Origin of the sequence: Actinoplanes sp. SE50/110 (genome assembly GCF_900119315.1) — a bacterium.
Taxonomy (GTDB): Bacteria; Actinomycetota; Actinomycetes; order Mycobacteriales; family Micromonosporaceae; genus Actinoplanes.
Genome location: NZ_LT827010.1, coordinates 172,993 through 192,677, shown reverse-complemented (window position 1 = coordinate 192,677; position 19,685 = coordinate 172,993). Strand labels below are relative to the sequence as shown.

Below are 19,685 nucleotides of genomic sequence, written 5' to 3'. Positions count from 1 at the left end.
TTCCGGCGTCCCGGATCTGCGAGGCCGGGTGCACTGTTCTCAAGCAGATCCGGATGTTGGCGGACCCGCCCACCGTCACGTCGCGTAGCCGACGAATCTCAGGTGCCAGCTGCCGACCGCCCTCGTCCTGAGGACCACCCAGACGGACTACAGCGGCTGTTCCCTTCGCGCCGTCGCGGACATGTAATTTATGTATCGCCGCAGGTCAGATTCAGTTCACCGGTCCCGGCGGTCGGTAAAGAGATCCAAAGCGTTGTCCCCCAACTTGAACTGGATGCGGCCGTGCTCACGCACCAAGTCCCGGGATTGCGCCACCAGCTCGTCATACCGCTGCTGTGTTACCTGCCCGATCGTCGTCGGCATAGCCCACCACCAGGGGTCGCCCGCAGCGCGGCGAAGAGGCCGCCGTCAGTAACTACGGTCGATACCAGTCAGGCTGAACCGCCGGTCAGCAAGGTCGCAGTCCCCCGCAGGAGGTCACTCACCCGAACGACCCGATGTGAGTGACCTGCTCCGCCACGCCCTCGTACGGCACCGCGGCGAACAGAACACCGCCGACAGCGGCCGATCCAGGCCAGCCACCCACTCGGCGCCGCACTGCGGACACGCCACCCGATGGTCCTGCTTCGCCGCGGCGAGCCGGGCCCGACTCCGCCGCACCGTGCGCCAATGCCGGGCCCGGCACGCCGTCGAGCAGAACAGCATCGACATCCGGGTCGTCGGCGGCAACCGATCACCACAGACCGGACATCGCCGCGGCGGCTCCTCTGCCGAGTCCCGAACCGCGCTGGACGGTTGCGGAACCAGCGACAGCCAGCCCCGAGCACCGCGCTTCGCACCGCTCATCCCGCAAGCGTAGAACCGGCTTTAACTTGATCTTGAAGTAGCGAGACAGGCACTAACTGGGCGTTTGGTTCTGATCTGTGAGTCTTGGTGACGAAAACGGGTCGGTCAGTCGTGCTAGCCGCAGCTATCCGCATGCCCGAAAGGTCGATTAGGCAACGATTGCTGCGTCTTCGGCTGCCGATTTGGTTTCTCGATCGTGTCTGGTTCACCTCTGTGGTGGTATCGCCACACTTGACGTCCGAGACGGCCTGACTGGCCCACGTATCCCGAGCCTATGACCCACCGCCGTGCATACCCGTCCGACCTGTCCGACGCCCGATGGGCGCTGATCGAGCCCCGACTCAGCGCCTGGCGCCAGAAGCGCACCGACGCCGGCGTCGGGGGCCGCACCGCCGAACACGATCTACGAGAGATCTTCAACGCGATCCTCTACGTCAACCGCACCGGCATCGCGTGGCGCTACCTGCCGCACGATCTCCCGCCGTGGCAGACCGTCTACTGGTACTTCAAAACCTGGACCGAGGACGGCATCTTCACCGACCTCAACTACGACCTGAACGGGTTGGTGCGTAACAAATCCGGCCGCAGCACCACACCCACGGCATCCATCATGGACAGCCAGAGCGTGAAGACGTCCACCAACGTCCCCACCGCCAGCCAAGGCATCGACGCCGGCAAGAGAATCGTCGGCCGTAAACGCGGCATCATCACCGACACTCTCGGCCTGCTCCTTGCCGTGATCGTCACCGCCGCCTCCGTCAGCGACAACACGATCGGCATCGACCTGCTTGACCGGGCCACCCGCATCTATCCCACTCTTACAAAGGCCTGGGTCGATGCCGGCTTCCGCACCAAGGTCGTCGAACATGGCGCCACGCTCGGCGTCGACGTCGAGATAGTCACCAAGGACCCGCAGGTCAAAGGCTTCTCAGTGATCAAACGGCGATGGGTCGTCGAACGCACCATCGGCTGGCTCATGCAACACCGGCGCCTGGCGCGTGACTACGAGACTCTCCCAGTCACCTCGGCCACGATGATCCGCATCGCCATGATCGACAACCTCACCAAGGAAGCCGTCGACGAAACCACCCCAACCTGGCGAGACACCTAAAACGGCATAAGACGCAAACTACGTGAATCAGACGCCCTCTAACCCTGTTCTTTAACCTCCGGCTTGCGGCGGGGCAGGGTGCCGAGACTTCTATCGAACGAGCTCGGCATCGAGGAGATCGGCGGCTTCGTCGAGGACGGTCGCGAACTCGTCCGCCGGGATCCTGGTAACGGAGACCTTGTCAGGGCCCCCTGCGGGGTGGTGCTCGGCTCGCCGATGGCTGAAGACGATCACGAGGTCGTCGGCATCTAGATACGCGTAGCTTGTCACGTTGTCGACGTTCTCTCCCCAGTGCATCAGCCAGAACTGCTCACGAAAGTCGGTCTCGTCGTCTGCATAGAGGAGCTGGAAAACTTCTTCGGGTGAATGTTCCGGGAACGGGCACGGACTGACCTGACGGCGCCGCACCTTGGCTGCCGTGGATCGGAGGAAGCCGATGAAGGTAGGAAGAAAGACGGTGTTGTCCTCGGTGGTCAGCCACTTGCCGGCGGCCCAAAGATCGACGGTGCGCAGCTCGCCGGTGGCCCGGGCGGGTGGCGGTGGCCAGGCCTCGCCCACCTCGACAGCGAATCTGGCTCGGTCACCGAATCGTCGCGTCATAGGACCGTCAAAGTAGCAGCTCACGGGGACCGTGATCTTACCTCGCCCACTGGGTGGGTGGTGTCGCTACGCGCTCGTATGCGGGGCCGGCGCTCGCTGCTGGAGCCGCTTGAGGTACCCACCCGCCCCGGCCCCGGACGACCGCGGGGATCGAAGAACCACAGCCGCGCGGCCCGCTACGACGTGGGCAAGACCGTCAAACGCGAAACCTCGCTGGGCGGCCCACCTCGCCGCAAGCCCAAAGCCCGAGGTTAAAGAATAGGCTAACTGGGCGTTTGGTTGTGTTCTGTAAGTCTTGGTGGCGAAAACGGGTGGGTCTGTCATGCTCGCCATAGCTATCCGCATGCCCGAAAGGTCTATTACGCAGCGATTGATGCGTCTTCGGTCGGCCGATTTGGTTCCTCGATCGTGTCTGATTCACCTCTGTGGTGGTATCGCCACACTTGACGTCCGAGACGGCCCGACTGTCCCACGTATCCCGGGCCTATGACCCACCGTCGTGCATACCCGTCCGACCTGTCCGACGCCCGACGGGCGCTGATCGAGCCCCGACTCAGCGCCTGGCGCCAGAAGCGCACCGACGCCGGCGTCGGGGGCCGCACCGCCGAACACGATCTACGAGAAATCTTCAACGCGATCCTCTACGTCAACCGCACCGGCATCGCGTGGCGCTACCTGCCGCACGATCTCCTATCAGTTACGTGGAATCACACGTCGCAGGAGCCATCTCGTATCCTGCGGCGTCTTCACGGGCTGAGGAGGCGTGTTGGGCAGCGCGGTGGTGTTGGAGGAGAAGTGGCCGGTCCTTGGCCGGCATGAGCGGGCGGCCGAGTGGCTCCGAGTATGGACGGACCTGGGAAGAGCGCCGCGGACGATCGACGCCTACGCGCGGGGCCTGGCCGAGTACCTGCTGATCTGAGAGCGGGACGACGTCGACCCAGTGACGGCTGGCCGGCTGCATGTGGCCGCGTTCGTGAAGGACCTGTCCACGCGGCCGAGCCGCCGAGGCGAGAACGTGGTCGCGCTGGACTCAGGCGCGGGTCTGGCGAACGCGACGCTGCAGCAGCGCCTGGTGCCGGTCCGCTTGTTCTACGACTACTTGATCGAAGAGGGATTACGCGAGTCGAACCCGGTCGGCCGCGGCCGCTACACGCCGGGCCGAAAATTCGGCAGCCATGAGCGCGGCCTGGTGCCGCGCCTGGTGAAACTGCCCTGGATACCCAGCGAGCAGCAGTGGCTCGACCTGCTGGACGTGGTTCGCCAGGAGCCGGTACGGAACCGGGTGATGCTCGCCCTGGCCTACGACGCTGCTCTGCGGCGCGAAGAGCTTTGTTCGCTGCGGACCGACGACGTCGATCCCGCCCACCGGACGCTTCGGATCAGAGCAGAGACGACGAAGACCCGGCGCGAACGCGTGGTCCCGTACTCCGCGCCGACCGGCGTGCTGCTGTCCGGCTACCTCGCGCATCGAGCCACGATCAGCAGAGCCCGCGGCCCGCTGTTCCTGTCGGAGTCACACCGCAACCACGGGCAGCCGCTGAGCCTGTGGACCTGGTCGAAGGTGATCCGCCGCGTCGCCCTGGCCGCGGACCTGCCGCGTTTCTCCACCCACACCACCCGTCACCTCTGCCTGACCGACCTGGCCCGGATGGGCTGGGAACTGCACGCCATCGCGACGTTCGCCGGTCACCGCCACACCGAGTCGACCATGACCTACATCCACCTGTCCGGACGGGACCTTGCGGAGAAGCTGAACCGCGGCATGCAGCAGATCCACTCCTGGCGCATCGACATGCTTACCCGAGTCGGCAACTCAGGCGGGATGAACAGCCGGTGACCGCGACGACCACCAAGGCCGCCGCCGGCAGCGCGCGACTGCCTGCCAGCTGGCCGTGGCCACTCGACCTGGACCGCTACGACCGGCGAGCCCTGGTGACCGGCGCCGAGGCGAAGGCGCTCGCTGTCTTGGAGATCGAACAGCTCAGACGCCTGGGCCTGACGCCGCAGGCGGCTCCGAGGCGGCTGGTCGAGCCGCTGGCCCATGCCCGGGACTGCCTCCAGTGGGCGCCGGGCACTGGTCACCAGCGACGGTTCGCCAGTGACGCGGCCGGCCTGATCTTGATCCGCTGCGGTGAACTCGGCCGCAGCTACTGGGGCTGGTCGGACGAGGACTGGACCGACCTGATCGACCGTTCCGGGGGCGAGTTCCGGCGTCGGTGGAGCGGCCAGATCGGCTCGAACGCGCGCCCATTCGTGATCGCCTACGCCTATCTCCTCGGCGGCTTCACTGCGTTCGAGCAGATCGGACGCTTCCAACGGCCCACGCTCGCTCACCGGGTCTTCGGCCAAGCCCTGGTCGACGGCGCGGTCGGGAAAATCCTCGCGGTCCTCGGTGACTGGGGCTATCAGCGTCGGCCCGAACGCCTCGTCTCCGCCGTCTGTCAAGCTCTTCTGCTGAACCGCAGCCCTCGGCTGGAGGATCTGTCCGGCCCTGCTCTGGCCGCGATCCGCGCGTCGGTGGCCATGCAGGAGAGCGAGTGGGCCAGCGACCTGCACGGGATCCACCGCGCCGTTGCCGCTCTCGGACATGCCGACCCGCCGCCGCGCCCCCGACACGGCCCCGGGCCCACAGCGATCGAGGGCACCTCAGGAGCCTGGGTGGACTGGGTCGAACGCTGGCACGCGACCTCGACGCTGACCCCGAAGGTCCGCAGCAGCTATCGCAGCGTGCTCGCCAAGATCGGACGCTGGCTGGCCACCGAACACCCCGACGTCACCGCGCCGGAGCACTGGACCCGCCAGACCTGCGCGTCCTGGGTCACGGCCGTTGACCGCATGGCGGTCGGCGACTACTCCCAATGGACTACGGGCATGCGCTCGCAGGGCCGCATAGGCAAGCCGCTGACGCCGCAGGCGAAGTCCGGATACATACAGGTGCCCCGCACATTCTTCCGTGACCTGCACGAATGGGAGTGGATCCCGCAGCGCTTCAACCCTGCCCACGCGCTGAGGACACCCAGAAGCGTTCAAGCCCTCATGGGTCCCGACCCGCGCGTGATCGCCGACGACATCTGGGCCAAACTGTTGTGGGCCGGGCTGAACGTCGAGTCCGGCGACCTACCGACCGCCGATGGCCGCACCTACCCCGCAGAGCTGATCAGGGGTATCACCCTGACCTGGCTCTTCGCCGGGCAACGCAGCGATGAAATCGCCCGGCTCCGCGTCGGCTGTATTCGCTGGCAGCACGACGGCATGCCCATCCCCGGCGACTCCGGCGAGGTCCTGGCCCGCGACGCGGTCTGCCTGCTCGACGTCCCCACCCACAAGACCGGTACCGCCTTCACCAAGCCGGTCGACCCGCTCCTGGGCCAGGCGATCGAGGCCTGGCAGGCAGTCCGACCCGACCAACCCGCCATCCTCGACCCGAAGACCAACGAACCCGTCGACTTCCTATTCGCTTTCCGCGCCCGCCGGGTCTCCAAGCATTACATCAACGGCACGATCATCCCGATGCTCTGCCGCAAGGCCGGCGTCCCCACCGCCGACGTCCGCGGCAACATCACCAGCCATCGAGGCCGCTCGACCATCGCCAGCCAGCTCTACAACGCCAAGGAGCCCATGACCCTGTTCGAGCTCCAAGAATGGCTCGGCCACCGAACGCCCGAAGCCACCGCCCACTACGCCAAAATCACCCCGAACACACTGGCCAGGGCCTACAACGACGCCGGCTACTTCGCCCGCAACGTCCGCACCATCGAGGTCCTCGTCGACCGCGATGCCGTCGCCAGCGGCGCGGCAGCAGCCGGCGAGCCCTGGCAGTACTACGACATGGGACACGGCTACTGCACCTACACGTTCTTCGAGCAATGCCAGCACCGCATGGCCTGCGCCCGCTGCGACTTCTACACACCGAAAGCGTCATCCAAGGGTCAGCTGCTCGAGGCCAAAGACAACCTTCAACGCATGCTGGCCAGCATCCCGCTCACCGACGACGAACGCGCCGCCGTCGACGACGGTCAGGCCGCTCTCGACCAGCTGCTCGAGCGGCTCGTCGACGTCCCCACCCCGGCCGGTTCCACCCCGCGACAGATCGGAGCGCCTGCCACGGCAACCTTGCTTCCGATCCTCGCCATCACGAAGCGCCCTCACGATGAGTAAGCACAATTGAAGATGACGCCATCTGCCCACTCGCTCTCTAGCTGTGATGTCCGGGGACGGCTGCCGCGCTCAGGGCAGAAGCGTTCTGACGAGCTCGCCTTCGACGTCATACAGCTCGATCTCATAGTCGACGTCGAGAGAACGGAAGACGTCAGCCAGATCGTCGACGCGTGTGGGCTCCACCACGCCGGCGAACTTGGGCATCCCGCCGGAGTTGAAGAGATTCAGTCGGCACCACGAACATGTGATTTCATACTCGTCCGATGCCGACCTGCGGGCAGCCCATCCCAGCTGCGCGAACGAGCCCGCGAGTGACTCCAGGTCGAAGGTGTTGTGCATGAATCCGTAGACGTTGTTGTCCAACGTGTCGAGCTCAGCGGCAAGGTGCGCGCTGCTGGGAACGCCACCCGACGTTATCGACATCCCTTGCACCTTCCTGCGCGGAGTGCGCCGCAGCACCGACCGTCTCTGCGCCGAGATTAGACGCGTCAACCTTACGGGACCGCGCTCAGCAGCCGTTCCGCGTGGGGGAAGACTGGTCGGTCATAGCAGGACAGACTTGACAAATCAGATTCCACAGAACGCCGTGGCAGACCGTTTACTGGTACTTCAAAACCTGGACCGAGGACGGCATCTTCACCGACCTCAACTACGACCTGAACGGGTTGGTGCGTAACAAATCCGGCCGCAGCACCACATCCACGGCATCCATCATGGACAGCCAGAGCGTGAAGACGTCCACCAACGTCCCCACCGCCAGCCAAGGCATCGACGCCGGCAAGAGAATCGTCGGCCGCAAACGCGGCATCATCACCGACACTCTCGGCCTGCTCCTCGCCGTGATCGTCACCGCCGCCTCCGTCAGCGACAACACGATCGGCATCGACCTGCTCAACCGGGCCACCCGCATCTACCCCACTCTCACGAAGGCCTGGGTCGATGCCGGCTTCCGCACCAAGGTCGTCGAACATGGCGCCACGCTCGGCGTCGACGTCGAGATAGTCACCAAGGACCCGCAGGTCAAAGGCTTCTCAGTGATCAAACGGCGATGGGTCGTCGAACGCACCATCGGCTGGCTCATGCAACACCGGCGCCTGGCGCGTGACTACGAAACTCTCCCGGCCACCTCAGCCACGATGATCCGCATCGCCATGATCGACAACCTCACCAAAAGAGCCGTTCAACTACCCGACGAGCAGTCTCGGCCGACGCGGTTTCGCCGGGGCGGGTTCCGCACCGCTCGCCAGGCACAGACCGCCCGTAACCAGACGGTCGCGTCCGCCGCCGCCGGTGCCGGACCGCGGCGGGTCACGGTCGAGCAGTGGTTGCGCCGCTGGCTGCTGAGTCTGCCTGGGCAGGTACGCCGGTCAACGGCTGCCGGCTACAGCATCCACGTGCGCCGGTACCTGATCCCGCACCTGGGCCACCACACCCTGACAGGGCTACGAGCTGCGCACATCGAGGCGATGTTCACCACGATCACCGCACAACCGAGCCGCACCGGCGCGCCGCTGTCGGCGGCGACCTTGCAGAAGATCCGGGCCACCTTGCGCCGGGCGCTGAACATGGCGATCAGGGAGCAACTGCTGGCAATCAACCCGGCCCGGCTCGTGCTGTTGCCGCGGCCACGGCGGCACCGCCCACAACCGTGGTCGGCATCGCGGGTCGCGGCCTGGCAGGCTAATGGCTGCAAGCCGGTGGTGGCGGTGTGGACGCCGCAGCAACTGGCCGAGTTCCTGCTCTTCGTCCGGGACGACCCGCTGTTCGCGCTGTGGTGGCTGGCAGCCCTTCGCGGGCTGCGCCGCGGCGAAATCTGCGCGCTGCGCTGGACCGACGTCGACCTCGCCGAAGGCACGCTGACGGTCAGCCACACCATCGCCCACGCTAACGGCCGTCCCTATTGGGACACGCCGAAGACCGCTGCGGGGCAACGCACCGTGGCCCTTGATCGCATGACCGTTGCGGTCCTGCTACGGTCGCAACGCCAGCAGCGTCGGCAGGCACAGTGCGCCGGCGAGCGGTGGCGCCCGGACGGGCCCGTGTTTACCCGCCAGGGCCGGGCGATCCGCCCGGACTGGCTGACGCACCGCTTCGCCACGCTCGTCGCCGCGTCCGGGCTGCCGCCGATCCGGTTGCACTGCCTGCGCCACGGCGCCGCGACGCTCGCCCTGGCCGCGCACGTCGACCTGAAGACCGTTCAGGACATGCTTGGACACACCAGTTATGCCTTCACCGCTGACACCTACGCCACCGTGCTCCCCGACCAGGCGAAACACGCGGCTGAGTCGACAGCACGGCTCGTACTCAACGCTTTGCACAAAGCGTGCACCGCTGCGGGTGCAGGGTCGCAGACGGGCTCATGATCGCGCCTCCGTAGAACCTTGCCGTGGCCGGCCGAACGGCTTCCAGATGCCTGAGCTCAGGACCGGTCCTTCTGAGTCTCGGCCCAGGCCAGTACCCCGAATAGGTAGCCTACGAAATCGAATGGCGTGAGTTGAAGTTCTTCCAGGTCAGCCCACAGTTTCGGATGGGTTGTACGAAGCACGGCGCAGCAGATGAAGGCAACCGTCGAGATGGATACGACCTTGCTGATCTTCTCGACGGTCGTTACGGTCGGCAGCGACTCGCGCAGTAGCAGCCAGAGCCAGGAAATGTGCCATGCGGCGGCGTCTCGCACACCAGCGTGGCCGGATTCCTCACCGGCTTCCTGGAGCACCGTCTTGACTTCGGTTTGAATGTCCCGCCAAAGGTCGGCGTATCCCGATGACGCCGTCACCTCGTCGGCGAGCTGATCCAGCGACTCTTCTCCGAGGCCGTCCGCGACGATCCGCTGGAGTACATCGACGGAGGCGCTCACTGTCCGGTGCGTCAGGTCGGGATTGATCTGCGTTATGACAGTGCTCAGCGACTCCGCCAGGTCGTCAAGATTCGGCCGACAGGCCCGGGCGAGGCCCTCGATTTGCCCGGGCTCCAAGACCGCCATGCGACCGAGCGGCGAGGTGAGCGACTCCGTGAGCCGAACGCCAACGGCTGGTGGCCCGATCGTTTGCGCCAGGCTGTCGTACCGCCCGGCCTGATCAGTGAAGACGCGGCCTGCGGTCGAGGTCAGCGATTCCGTGAACTGCGTTGCGCCGGCGAGGTCCGCGGCGATCTCCGAGAGGCGGGCGCGCTGCTGCGCCTGGTCGGCGGCGACCTGATGTGCCATGAACGACAGTGCGTCCTTGTCCATGGCCGCAGCTCCGGCAACCTCGCCGATCGTTTTTATAAGCTTGTCGCGCTGTCCGATCTGGTCAGCGGTGATATGGCCGGCGATCGAGGTCAGCGACTTCGTGAGCTGCGTTGTGCCAGTGAGGTTCGCGGCCATCTCCGTGAGGCGAGCATGCTGCTGCGCCTGGTCGGCGGCCACCGCTTCGGCCAGCGCCGATAGTGACTCTCGCGCCCGGGCAGTCCCCGTGATGTCTCCGATCAACTTCGCGAACCTGTCGCGCTGCTGTGCCTGGTCGGCGGCTATCCGACCGAACAATGAGGCAAGCGGTTCAGTGAGGCGGAAGATCTCTGGGTCACCGAAAAGCGAGGAAGCCGCGAACGCCTTTTTCAGCGGCTCGTCGCCGTGCTCGCTGCTGCCCAACAACGCCTCCGCGATCCTGACCTCCCGGGGCTCCGGGACTTCTCCAAGATAGCGCCGTCCGGCACTGCGATCGGGTGACCGGGTCCCGCAACATCACCCACGGCCCGCTGGCCGCTATCGCCGAGATCCCCCTCGACTACGCCGGCTACGGCATCGTCGCCCTGTTCTTCCTCGCCTGGATCATCGCGATCGCCGTCTGGCACTTCGGGCGCGTCGAGGAACGCTGGTCGGCCAACCTCGCCTCCAACACCAAATAGCAGGCGACGCCGCTCACGGTGCGCGGCCAGCAGTGATGACTTCGTCCTGCTGGCCGCGGGCGCACGCCAGTTGATCAATCTCGCGTCCTGGCAGGCGCTCGAATCCGCGACCACACCGCACCATCCCCGCCCATGGCCCAGCCGGAGACCGGCGGCCGGCCGCGGCATGCCGTCACCGGTGCGGATCAGCCGTCACCCTCACCCGGCGGCGGCGAGGGCGGCCCGCAGTCGGCGATCAACAAGGTCAGCTCCTGCACCAGCTCGTCCATACTTTGCCCGGTCTGCCTACGGACCAGGCTGAGCGCGAGCTCGGCAAGCAGGCAGAAGCCCCGGGCCTGCACCTGCGCGTCGCCCATCGCCACGAGCAGTTGCTCGGCACCGGCGAAATCGCCGCGGTGTTTGGCGGCGACGACGCCGGCCGCCTGCTGGGCGGCGAGAAAGGCGAGCCCGGGGCCTGCCGGAATCACGGCGCGACGATGATCGGGTTGCCGGCGGCGCGGGCCGCGTCGAACCGCTTCGTCACGTCCGCCCAGTTGACCAGGCTCCACAGCCGGTCGACGTAGTCCGGGCGCACGTTCTTGTACTGCAGGTAGTAGGCGTGTTCCCAGGCGTCGAAGACCAGGATCGGCGTCGAGCCCTGCCCGACGTTGCCGTGGTGGTCGTAGACCTGCTCCACGATCAAACGCTGCGACAGCGGCTCCCACGCCAGGACACCCCAGCCGGAGCCCTGCACGCCCTTGGTCGCGGTGGACAGCTGCGCGGAGAACGCCTCGAAGGAGCCGAAGTGCTCGACGATCGCGGCCTCCAGTTCCCCGTCGGGGCGATCGGCGCTGGCGCCCGGGCGCAGGTTGTTCCAGAAGATCGAGTGCAGGACGTGCCCGGAGAGGTTGAACGCCAGGGTCTTCTCCAGGCCGACCAGAGCGGTGTAGTCGCCCTTGTCGCGGGCCTCGGCGAGCTGGTCGAGGGTGTCGTTGCTGCCCTTGACGTACGCGGCGTGGTGCTTGCTGTGGTGCAGCTCCAGGATCTGGCCGGACATGGCCGGTTCGAGCGCTCCGTAGTCGTAGGGCATGTCAGGAAGTGTGTAGATCGCCATGATGCTCAGTATGTCTTATTGCCAACTACTGGCAACTACTAGATAGTTACATCAACGGACGGGATGTTACGTCGTCGCGACTGCCCGACCCGGGCGGTGCTTTGCGCCGTTTCGACACCGAGAGGCGCTCCGGCCCGCGATGATCCACGCCACCGGAGCGCCTTTCGATGAACCCCGACCTAGGCCGCGGCGGGCGACCGCAGGGAAGCCCCGCCCACCGCCATACGGGGGCGGTGGCGGCTGCCGACGGCCACACGCCGCCCAAGCCGGCCGGTCACATTAGGCCTGCGAAGCGGCGCCCAAATTCAGCCGGATCCGAGCGTGCGAGCGCAGCAGCCCTGCCGTCGCAGTCACCGCTCGATCGGCCAACTCCCGGAACACCGTCCAGTACGTGTCCGCCGTGGTCACCGCGCTGGAATGTCCGGCCTGACGGCGCAGGCCCGGCCTGACGGCGATGGCCTATGGCGTGCGCAGAAATCAAGGCAAACTAACTAGGGCTGCCGGGCTTGCTGGCAGAGGTATCGCCTGACGTGCCGGCGCGGGCCTGCCTTAAATAAGAGAAGGAGCGGATCGTCGTGCCGGCGATCTGCTTCGCTACTACCTCATGATGCGGTCCGGGCTGTAAGCGGTCCGGGGCGTGAATAGTGAAGCCGGATGCCCACGGGGGGAGGCATCCGGCTTGGTCACCACTATAGGCGCCATTGGTCAGGCGGTAACACCGACGCTGCGGTGCCCCATCGTGGCGTTGTCATAAGACAAAGGCCGTCAAGGTAGGGCGCGAGCGGGTTCATGCCGGTGTGGCCTAGCTCGTACTGCCGGTGAGGTCTTTGAGATACGTAGCGGTGATCTGCTGGCCGGGCGCGGGCCGGCTCTTGGCATGATCGGCTCTAGCTGTAGACGATCGGCGTCAGTTGCCGGTGATGGACCAGTGCCAGGCTTCGGCGGGCAGGTTGACGAAGCCGTACTGCTTGGCGTGGCGGGTCAGCCAGGTGTAGGCGGGGGTCTTCTTGGTGATGGTTTTGCCTCCGGAGGAGATGTCGACGGCCAGGCCGATCTCGTGCAGGGAGCGGCCTGGGATCGCGGTCGGCACTCGGCAGGATGACGGTGGGGCGGTCCAGACGTCGGGGCAGCCGTTGATGGTGCGTAGTTCGGCTTGGCGCTGGGTGGTACGGAAGCCGCCGCCGGACATCTGGACGCCGTCGGCTTTCGCGTCGTCGATCATGTGTTGGAAGGCGAATGCGATGGTTTTGTTGACGGTCACTCCGTACACCTGGGTGGTGTCCGTGATGGCGAACCCCGCTCGGATCTGGGTGACGACGTCCCGGCTGATGGCGGCGGCCTGGGCGGCGAGTGTTGCGGCGCTGGGCAGCGCGGTGATCGCATTTTCGGCGCGGTTGAGCCCTGCGGTGCCGTCGGTGACTGCGGTGCTGGCCTGACTGGTGCGGCTGGTCGCGGCGGTGACCGCGGCGTGGGCAGTGGTCAGGGCGGCGACGCCCTTGGCGGCCTCGCTGTTGCGGGTGGCCACGGTTTGGGTAGCGGTGGTGACCGCGTTGCGGGCGCGGGTGAGGGCGGCGGCGTTGCGGGGCTTGCGGTGAGAGACGGTACGCAACGTCCGCTGCGCGGTGGACAGCGCGGCGCGGGCTGCGGTCAGCTGCGCCTGGGCCTGGGTGTTGGCGGTGGTCGCGGTGGTCAGCGCGGATTGCGCGGTCCGCAGAGCGTCGGTGGCGGCGGCGAGTTCGGTGTCAGCGGCGCGCCTGATGGCCTGCTGGGCGGCGAGCGAGGTGCGCAGGGTGGCCAGCTGCTCGTCGTGGGTGAGGCTGCGGTACATCATGCTGGACCAGGTGGCTGCCGCTGTTGGAGCTGCGGCCGCGGCTGGTGTGGGCGGGCTGATGGCGGAGCCGGTGGCCGTCATGGCGATGATCGTCGCGGCGGCGTACTTGCGCAGAGTTCGCTGTCGTGTCGTCATCCTCCGACCGTGAGGTGCGGCGGGTTCTGTGGCCGGTCCGGTCGGGGATCGGGCCGGTTGCGAATGGTGGATGGGATCGAAGCCGGAGGCTGGCCGGCTATCCGGGGTACGGTTCGGCTGCCGCAGACGTCGCCGTCGCCGAGGAGCTGGTGTTCATGGCCGGTCATCACCACAGCCACGCCGCGCCGGGTGGGGTGTCGCTGCCGCACGCGCGTCGTTTGACGGTGGCGCTGCTGATCCCGGCGGTGTTGCTGACCGCTGTGGGCATGTTGTTGCTCTGGCCGCGGCATCCGCCGAAGGCCGAGACCGCTGCGGGCGGGCCGGCTCAGGCCCAGGGCGTGGTGCTGTCGACCGCGACGGCCGCGTGTGCGCCGGTGCCCGCGGGTGAGACACGGCCGGCCGGCTGCGGCACGGCTGTCGTGCGGTTACGCGACGGTGCGCAGGTCAGCACGGAATTGCCGTCCGGGCCGGGCGCCCCGGTGATCAGCTCCGGGGATCGGGTGACGTTGATCGGTTTGCAGGATGAGCGGGGTTCGGTGACCTGGTCGATCGCGGATCATCAGCGGTCGCGGGAGTTGTGGCTGCTCGGTGTGGCGTTCGTGCTGGCGGTGATCGCGTTCGGGCGGTGGCGCGGGTTGAGCGCCTTGGCCGGCCTCGGGGTGACCTTCGCGATCCTGCTGTATTTCATCGTCCCGGCGATCCTGGACGGCCGGTCGCCGATGGCGGTGGCGGTGGTCGGCTCGGCGGCGATCATGCTGACCGTGCTGTACCTGACGCACGGGCTGAATGTCACCACGACGATCGCCGTGGCCGGCACTCTGGCGAGTCTGATCATCACGACGGTGCTGGCCGAGATCAGTGTCGCCGCCGTGCACTTGACCGGTGTCTCCGATGACACGTCGAACTTCCTGTCGGTCAGTCAGGGCAGGGTCAACATGCAGGGACTGTTGCTGGCCAGCATCGTGATCGGTTCCCTGGGCGTGTTGGACGACATCACCGTCACGCAGTCGGCCACCGTGAGCGAGCTGGCCCTGGCGAATCCGGCGTACGGATTCCGCCAGCTCTACGGTGCGGCGTCCCGAATCGGGCGGGCGCACATCGCGTCGGTGATCAACACGATCGTGCTGGCCTACGCGGGAGCGTCCCTGCCCCTGATGCTGCTGTTCGCGACCGGTGGCACACCGGTCGGTGACCTGCTCACCGGGCAGTTGATCGCGCAGGAACTGGTGCGCAGCGCGGTCGGCACGGTCGGATTGATCACCGCGGTGCCCATCACGACGGCGCTCGCCGCGCTGGCCGCGCACCGGATGGCGGCGCCGTCGGCGAAGCCGGCAGAACCGGAGGCTGGGCGATCGGCGCGGCACCGCCTGCCCCCGGAGCGTCCGTGGGCTGCTTCCGAGAGGTGACAACCGGCGTTTCACTTCCGTGCCCCCTTGTTCGTGGAGCATCTGCATGCTGCCGGCCGCCGGGTCCTGGCCATCGACGCTGACGTGATAGGGACGACGGGCCCGTGGCGGGCATGCCGCGGACCCGTCCATGGTGCGGTGGATTCAGCTGCCGGCGCCGATCTCGACGGAGCCGTGACCGACGACGCTCTGGTCGGTGACCACTGTCATCGGACCGAACAGCTTGCGACCAGTCTGCGCGCGGCGGTGGCGGTGACCGTCCCGGTCACCATGGTCGACTGCCCGGGCGGCAAGCGTTACCGGGTCGCCAGCACGGTGAGTAAACCGGGCAACTTGCTGTAGTAGACGTCGCGGTAGTCGTAGGCCGTGCTGCCGCTGGACACGGCATAGCCATCGGCCACGACGGTATAGGTGTCGGCCGCCGGCGCGGTGATCGACACACAGCTTCCCCGGGCGGCAGGGCGCCGCCTTCGGTCGCTCATTGACGTGTTCGTTACCGAGCGCCCCACCGGCGGTGGCAAGCGTTAGGCGCTCGCCCGGGGACACCGTACCGGCCTGTTGCGTCACCTAAAGCAAATGAAAACCGTTACCGTTATCGGTGCTGGGGCGTCGCGGCCAATGTCTGCTTGCGGCGATGCGCATGCGGCACGCCTGCCCTGGCGCTTCATCAGTTGCTGACCACTGCGGTACGTGTTGGGAGAGTTGAGGATGTCAAGCCCGCGAGGCATGAGCCGGGTCGAGGCCCGAGAGGTGACCGTCGCCCTCGCCGGACCAGGGGATCTGGTCGAGGCGGAGGCCATGATGCGGGAGGTGTTGGAGGCGGACCTGGGCGGCTATCGGCCGCAGTGGCACCGCGACCTCGACGATCTCGAAGCGGCGTATCTGCGTAGTGCCGGGTGCGCACTGATCGTTGCCCGGGATCCGGACGGCATCGTGGGTACGGCCGGGGTCAAGCCGTGCGCGTTGGCGAGTCCGCCGAATCCGCAGTGGTTGGCGCACCGGTACAGCCAGCCCGACGTGTGTCAGTTGGTGCGGGTCTGGGTGGCCGCAGGCGGGCGACGCCGGGGCGTCGGTCGCGCCGTCGCCGAACGGGCCGTCGCGTGGAGCGTCGGCCCGGGCGGATATCGCCGCGTGTACTTGCACACCGATGCCAGCGTTCCCGGCGCGGAGGCGTTCTGGCGTTCGCTGCCGACTCGCGAGGTTTGCGACACCCGGCCTGATCCGTTCAACACGGTGCACTTCGAGATCGACGTCGCCGCGATGCTGCGGACGTCGGAATGTTGAGCGTGCCGGTTGCCCCGGCCCGCGACGTCGACGAGCGTGTGCTGGCTGGCCGCATTCTGCGGGTGTACGACGGGCTGCGCGCCCAGGACAGTCTTGCCCCGTCGCCCGAGGTCAACTCCCTGTTCGCCGACCTGGTCTCGATCTGCGCCCACGCTGATCCGGCCGATGCCTCCTCGGCACTGACCGACCCTCGGATCACCGAGGCACGCGACGGCCTGGTCCGATTGTGTGCCGAGGGAGAATCCCGGCTCGAACAATGGTGGGCACGCCGCACTCTTGCCGCCGCCGACCCGCACGCCGAGCTGGCCGCCTTCCCGTACCTGCGCAACTACCAGCAACTGGCGCACCTCGAACGGCATGCGCTGGCGGGAACCGGCCACCGGCCCGGAGAGTCCCGTCGGCTGTGTTTCCTCGGCGGCGGGCCGCTACCACTGAGTGCGATCATGCTCTCCCGCATGCTGGACACTCAGGTCACGGTGGTGGACCGGGATGCCGACGCGGTCGCGTTGTCACGCCGCCTTCTCGATCGGCTCGGCCTCGCGGAACAGATCAGCGTGCTCCTGGCCGATGCCAGCTCGGCATCCGACCTGGCGTACGCCACCGCCAGCTGCGACGTCGTGGTGGTCGCCGCGTTGGTAGGCACCACCCGGATTGAAAAACAGGCGGCGCTCCGTGCCGTCGGCACGGCCCTCGAGGCGGACACGCGCGTGCTGATCCGCAGCGCCCAGGGACTACGGTCGCTGCTCTACCCTGTCGTCGACGTCCGAGACGTGCACGATGCCGGCCTCGTACCCGAAGTTTTGCTGCATCCGTTCGGGGAGGTCATCAACTCGGTGTTCGTGGCCCGGTGTCGTTGACGATCTGCCGGCCACGCAGCACGACGTCCCGGACTCGGGTCAGGGCTAGAATGTCGCGCTCCACGTCACCGTCGACGATCAAAAGGTCGGCTGCCATGCCCGGCCGTAGCCGTCCGACGGTACCGGCCAGGCCGCACGCCGCGGCGGCACCCGATGTCGCGGCCGCCACCGCGGCGTGCACCGGCAGCCCGGACCGAACCAACTCCTCGACCGCGTAGGCGAGCACACCGTGCGGCTTGGCCGGGTGGATCCCGGCATCAGAACCGGCCAACAACGGCACCCCGGCCGCGTGCAGCCGGCCGACCTGCGCGAACCGGGCCTCCAACGTCATGCCGGTCCGGCGCATGACCTCGATCGCCTGCGGAGACGGCGGCAGCCCGGGCAACCGGCCGAACGTCGGGCACACCGTGACCCGACGTGCGGCCAGTGCGTCGATCACCGCGTCCGGCGTGGCGATTCCTGTGTCGGTCAGGCAGGTGCAGTGTTCGATGGCGTCGACGCCCGCGGCCAGGCACACCTGCACGGCGGACACTGGGTGGGCATGCGCTGTCACGGGCAGCCCTCGACGGTGCGCTTCGTCCACCACGTCGCGCACCTCAGCGACGTCGAACTGCAGCCGCAGCAGATCCGAGCCGGCGGTCATCGCACCACCGCTGACGATCACCTTGATGATCTGGGCACCTCGGTCATACCGCTGCGCGACCGCGGCCCGCAAGCCCGCCCGGTCGCGGGCCGCGCCGCCGAGCGCGGCGCAATGACCGCCGGTCGAGGTGATCGGCGGCCCCGAGCCCACGACCGACGGTTCGTCGTCTCGAACCGTGCGGTCCACGACCGCGAATCGGTTGTCTCCCAGGTCGCGCACCGTCGTCACACCGGCACCGACCTGCGCCAGCAGGGAACGACGCACGACCTGTTCCCGTTCAGCGGCGGACCGGCCCGCATCCCACCGCAAGGCGTCCGGCTCGCCGCCAGCCACCAGATGAACATGGGTATCGATCAGACCGGGCAGCACCGTGCATCCCGGACGGTCCACCACTGGCTGACCAGCCGGCAACGGCTCCGCATAGGCACGGACAGCGGCGATACGATTGGCGGCGACATGGACCTGCAACCCGCCAGGGATGAACTTCTCTCCGTCGAACGCGTGAGCTGCCCGGTAGACCACAGATCCTGCCATCCCTGGAAACTACCGTCCTTCATCGATCACTAGTGATCTCTCCCGCGCTATGACGCGAAGGAGCCGGAACCAAAACGGCTTCCGTCGTCGGTTAGCGCCGTCACTCGACTCTCGCGAGCGCGGCTGACGGCGCGCCGCAGCCTCACCGAAGGCGAGAAACCCGCTTCGGGCTGTCCCGGGAAGGTTCCGCGAACTGGCCGCACGGCAAGCTGCCCGGCGTACGAAAAGCCTCCTGGTAAGCGGGCTGCCGGCTTTCCCGGGTTGCCGACCGGGGAGGCCGCCCGCCAGCTATGGCCGCTGTCAGACGGTACGCAGGTCCAGGATGTGCCACATGACGGTGTCAGTGCTGCCGGTGGACCACCACAGCACCCCGGCCCGTGTGAACGCGGCGCTGACGGCGGGACTGATGTCGACGGTGGTGCCGGTGCTGATGTCGTACACCCGCAGGGCGGCGACGCCGGTGACATCTGATCCCGGAATGGTCTGCGACAAGATTTCGAAGCGGTCGAGGATCGCGACGTCGGTGACGGCGGCGGAGGCGTCGGCGCCGGCGATGCGACGGCGGGCGGAGCCGTCCGGGTGCATGAGGTCGATCCGGACCAGTCCCTCACTGCCGGAAATCATCACCCTGCACCAAACGGGGCTGCACTCGGCTGCGTCCTCAGCCGACGTGGCTACCTGCACGTCACGGCCGGTGTTGAAGTTCCGCATCCGCAACATTCTCGATGGGCCCCCAGTGGAATCGGTCAGCCACGGCCATGTGGTCAGGGCCCAGGTGCCGGATTCCCGGCGGGCGGTGACAGCTCCACCGGTCAGAGCGACCGATCGAATCTCGGTGTCTTGGCCCTGCTTCAGAGCGGCTGCCCAATACACCCGGCCTCCGGCAATGACGAGATCGTTCTGCGTGCCGTAGAAGACGGTGTCGCCGGTGTCGGCCGTCAGTCGATGCGCCGGTCGTCCGTCACGCGTATTGACCGACCAGATCTCGGTCGATCCTGCATCGGTTGACTCGGTCCACACGACGTCGTCGCCGGCCACCGCGAAATTGTCGAACTGCGGGGCCGCGTCGGCCGGCTGGCGGCGCAGCTCGCGCAGGCCGCCGGTGGAGCGCAGCAGCAGCCGCACCTGGCGACCGTCCCCGGTCGCCGCCGTTCCGATGACGGTGTCGGCGGCCAGGAACAGATCGGGATTGAACCGGGTGCCGTCGGCCAGCGTGCCGGGCAGGTCTGCCCGGCGTGCGTGCGGCCACGCCGCGGCGACGGTGACCGGACCGGCGGCAGGCGCGGAGTTGCTGCGGCGCGG

The 19,685-nt window shown here is 67.4% G+C and carries 19 protein-coding genes and 2 pseudogenes; 11 read left to right on the top strand and 10 right to left on the bottom strand.

Going from position 1 to position 19,685, the window contains the following annotated elements:
* Nucleotides 1–216: 216 nt before the first annotated feature.
* Nucleotides 217–363, bottom strand: coding sequence for a hypothetical protein (locus ACSP50_RS41440; RefSeq protein WP_014687266.1), 147 nt, complete (start codon nucleotides 361–363; stop codon nucleotides 217–219).
* A 757-nt stretch (nucleotides 364–1,120) separates the two neighbouring features.
* Between ACSP50_RS41440 and ACSP50_RS00915 the strand changes: the two genes are divergently transcribed.
* Entirely contained in the window at nucleotides 1,121–1,957 is an 837-nt protein-coding gene (locus ACSP50_RS00915) for an IS5 family transposase (protein WP_014687265.1), read from the top strand.
* Nucleotides 1,958–2,047: 90 nt separating this feature from the next.
* On the opposite strand, the gene ACSP50_RS00910 is transcribed toward ACSP50_RS00915, so the two are convergent.
* Nucleotides 2,048–2,557 (bottom strand): hypothetical protein, encoded by a 510-nt coding sequence (locus tag ACSP50_RS00910; protein WP_014687264.1) that lies wholly within the window; start codon nucleotides 2,555–2,557, stop codon nucleotides 2,048–2,050.
* A 486-nt stretch (nucleotides 2,558–3,043) separates the two neighbouring features.
* Here ACSP50_RS00910 and ACSP50_RS00905 point away from each other — a divergent pair.
* From ACSP50_RS00905 to ACSP50_RS00895, 4 genes and pseudogenes are all read left to right on the top strand, one after another.
* Nucleotides 3,044–3,244 (top strand): annotated as a pseudogene (locus ACSP50_RS00905) (transposase); the annotation flags it as partial.
* A gap of 76 nt (nucleotides 3,245–3,320) precedes the next feature.
* Nucleotides 3,321–3,476, top strand: coding sequence for a hypothetical protein (locus ACSP50_RS43275; protein ID WP_197688258.1), 156 nt, complete (start codon nucleotides 3,321–3,323; stop codon nucleotides 3,474–3,476).
* A 21-nt stretch (nucleotides 3,477–3,497) separates the two neighbouring features.
* Nucleotides 3,498–4,394 (top strand): site-specific integrase, encoded by an 897-nt coding sequence (locus ACSP50_RS00900; protein ID WP_197688113.1) that lies wholly within the window; start codon nucleotides 3,498–3,500, stop codon nucleotides 4,392–4,394.
* Complete coding sequence (locus ACSP50_RS00895) at nucleotides 4,391–6,715, top strand: tyrosine-type recombinase/integrase (RefSeq protein WP_014687263.1); 2,325 nt, start codon at nucleotides 4,391–4,393, stop codon at nucleotides 6,713–6,715. Before ACSP50_RS00900 ends, ACSP50_RS00895 begins: the two co-directional genes overlap by 4 nt.
* A 69-nt stretch (nucleotides 6,716–6,784) precedes the next feature.
* Here the strand turns inward: ACSP50_RS00895 and ACSP50_RS00890 are convergent, their stop codons facing one another.
* Nucleotides 6,785–7,138, bottom strand: coding sequence for a hypothetical protein (locus ACSP50_RS00890; protein WP_014687262.1), 354 nt, complete (start codon nucleotides 7,136–7,138; stop codon nucleotides 6,785–6,787).
* Nucleotides 7,139–7,308: 170 nt separating this feature from the next.
* Between ACSP50_RS00890 and ACSP50_RS00885 the strand changes: the two are divergent.
* Both ACSP50_RS00885 and ACSP50_RS00880 read left to right on the top strand, forming a co-directional pair.
* Nucleotides 7,309–7,890 (top strand): annotated as a pseudogene (locus tag ACSP50_RS00885) (IS5 family transposase); the annotation flags it as partial.
* Nucleotides 7,867–9,078, top strand: a complete 1,212-nt coding sequence (locus ACSP50_RS00880) for a tyrosine-type recombinase/integrase (RefSeq protein ID WP_369793938.1) — start codon at nucleotides 7,867–7,869, stop codon at nucleotides 9,076–9,078. The pseudogene ACSP50_RS00885 and the gene ACSP50_RS00880, both read left to right, overlap by 24 nt.
* Nucleotides 9,079–9,134: 56 nt before the next feature.
* Here the strand turns inward: ACSP50_RS00880 and ACSP50_RS00875 are convergent, their stop codons facing one another.
* Nucleotides 9,135–10,343 (bottom strand): hypothetical protein, encoded by a 1,209-nt coding sequence (locus ACSP50_RS00875; protein ID WP_014687260.1) that lies wholly within the window; start codon nucleotides 10,341–10,343, stop codon nucleotides 9,135–9,137.
* A gap of 74 nt (nucleotides 10,344–10,417) precedes the next feature.
* On the opposite strand from ACSP50_RS00875, the gene ACSP50_RS00870 reads away from it, so the two are divergent.
* Complete coding sequence (locus tag ACSP50_RS00870) at nucleotides 10,418–10,600, top strand: nickel transporter (RefSeq protein ID WP_014687259.1); 183 nt, start codon at nucleotides 10,418–10,420, stop codon at nucleotides 10,598–10,600.
* 185 nt (nucleotides 10,601–10,785) lie between these two features.
* On the opposite strand, the gene ACSP50_RS00865 is transcribed toward ACSP50_RS00870, so the two are convergent.
* The 3 genes from ACSP50_RS00865 to ACSP50_RS00855 form a co-directional block, all read right to left on the bottom strand.
* On the bottom strand, nucleotides 10,786–11,067 hold the full coding sequence (locus ACSP50_RS00865; RefSeq protein ID WP_014687258.1) for a hypothetical protein: 282 nt from the start codon (nucleotides 11,065–11,067) through the stop codon (nucleotides 10,786–10,788).
* On the bottom strand, nucleotides 11,064–11,693 hold the full coding sequence (locus ACSP50_RS00860; RefSeq protein WP_014687257.1) for a superoxide dismutase: 630 nt from the start codon (nucleotides 11,691–11,693) through the stop codon (nucleotides 11,064–11,066). The genes ACSP50_RS00865 and ACSP50_RS00860 overlap by 4 nt, the downstream gene beginning before the upstream one ends.
* 907 nt (nucleotides 11,694–12,600) lie before the next feature.
* The gene (locus ACSP50_RS00855) at nucleotides 12,601–13,659 is read right to left on the bottom strand and encodes a M15 family metallopeptidase (protein WP_043510610.1); all 1,059 of its coding nucleotides are present in this window, start codon (nucleotides 13,657–13,659) and stop codon (nucleotides 12,601–12,603) included.
* A gap of 155 nt (nucleotides 13,660–13,814) precedes the next feature.
* Between ACSP50_RS00855 and ACSP50_RS00850 the strand changes: the two genes are divergently transcribed.
* Complete coding sequence (locus tag ACSP50_RS00850; RefSeq protein ID WP_014687255.1) at nucleotides 13,815–15,065, top strand: YibE/F family protein; 1,251 nt, start codon at nucleotides 13,815–13,817, stop codon at nucleotides 15,063–15,065.
* 296 nt (nucleotides 15,066–15,361) lie between these two features.
* Here ACSP50_RS00850 and ACSP50_RS41435 read toward each other — a convergent pair whose 3' ends face one another.
* The gene (locus tag ACSP50_RS41435) at nucleotides 15,362–15,505 is read right to left on the bottom strand and encodes a hypothetical protein (RefSeq protein ID WP_014687253.1); all 144 of its coding nucleotides are present in this window, start codon (nucleotides 15,503–15,505) and stop codon (nucleotides 15,362–15,364) included.
* Between the two features lie 310 nt (nucleotides 15,506–15,815).
* Here ACSP50_RS41435 and ACSP50_RS00845 point away from each other — a divergent pair, with 310 nt between their 5' ends.
* On the top strand, nucleotides 15,816–16,349 hold the full coding sequence (locus ACSP50_RS00845; protein ID WP_157432755.1) for a GNAT family N-acetyltransferase: 534 nt from the start codon (nucleotides 15,816–15,818) through the stop codon (nucleotides 16,347–16,349).
* Between the two features lie 2 nt (nucleotides 16,350–16,351).
* Nucleotides 16,352–17,206, top strand: a complete 855-nt coding sequence (locus tag ACSP50_RS00840) for a nicotianamine synthase family protein (protein WP_157432754.1) — start codon at nucleotides 16,352–16,354, stop codon at nucleotides 17,204–17,206.
* Here ACSP50_RS00840 and ACSP50_RS00835 read toward each other — a convergent pair.
* Together ACSP50_RS00835 and ACSP50_RS00830 are read right to left on the bottom strand one after the other, a co-directional pair.
* On the bottom strand, nucleotides 17,175–18,383 hold the full coding sequence (locus tag ACSP50_RS00835) for an amidohydrolase family protein (RefSeq protein ID WP_043510606.1): 1,209 nt from the start codon (nucleotides 18,381–18,383) through the stop codon (nucleotides 17,175–17,177). The genes ACSP50_RS00840 and ACSP50_RS00835 overlap by 32 nt on opposite strands.
* A gap of 300 nt (nucleotides 18,384–18,683) precedes the next feature.
* Nucleotides 18,684–19,508, bottom strand: coding sequence for a hypothetical protein (locus ACSP50_RS00830; RefSeq protein ID WP_231956831.1), 825 nt, complete (start codon nucleotides 19,506–19,508; stop codon nucleotides 18,684–18,686).
* Between the last annotated feature and the right edge of the window lie 177 nt (nucleotides 19,509–19,685).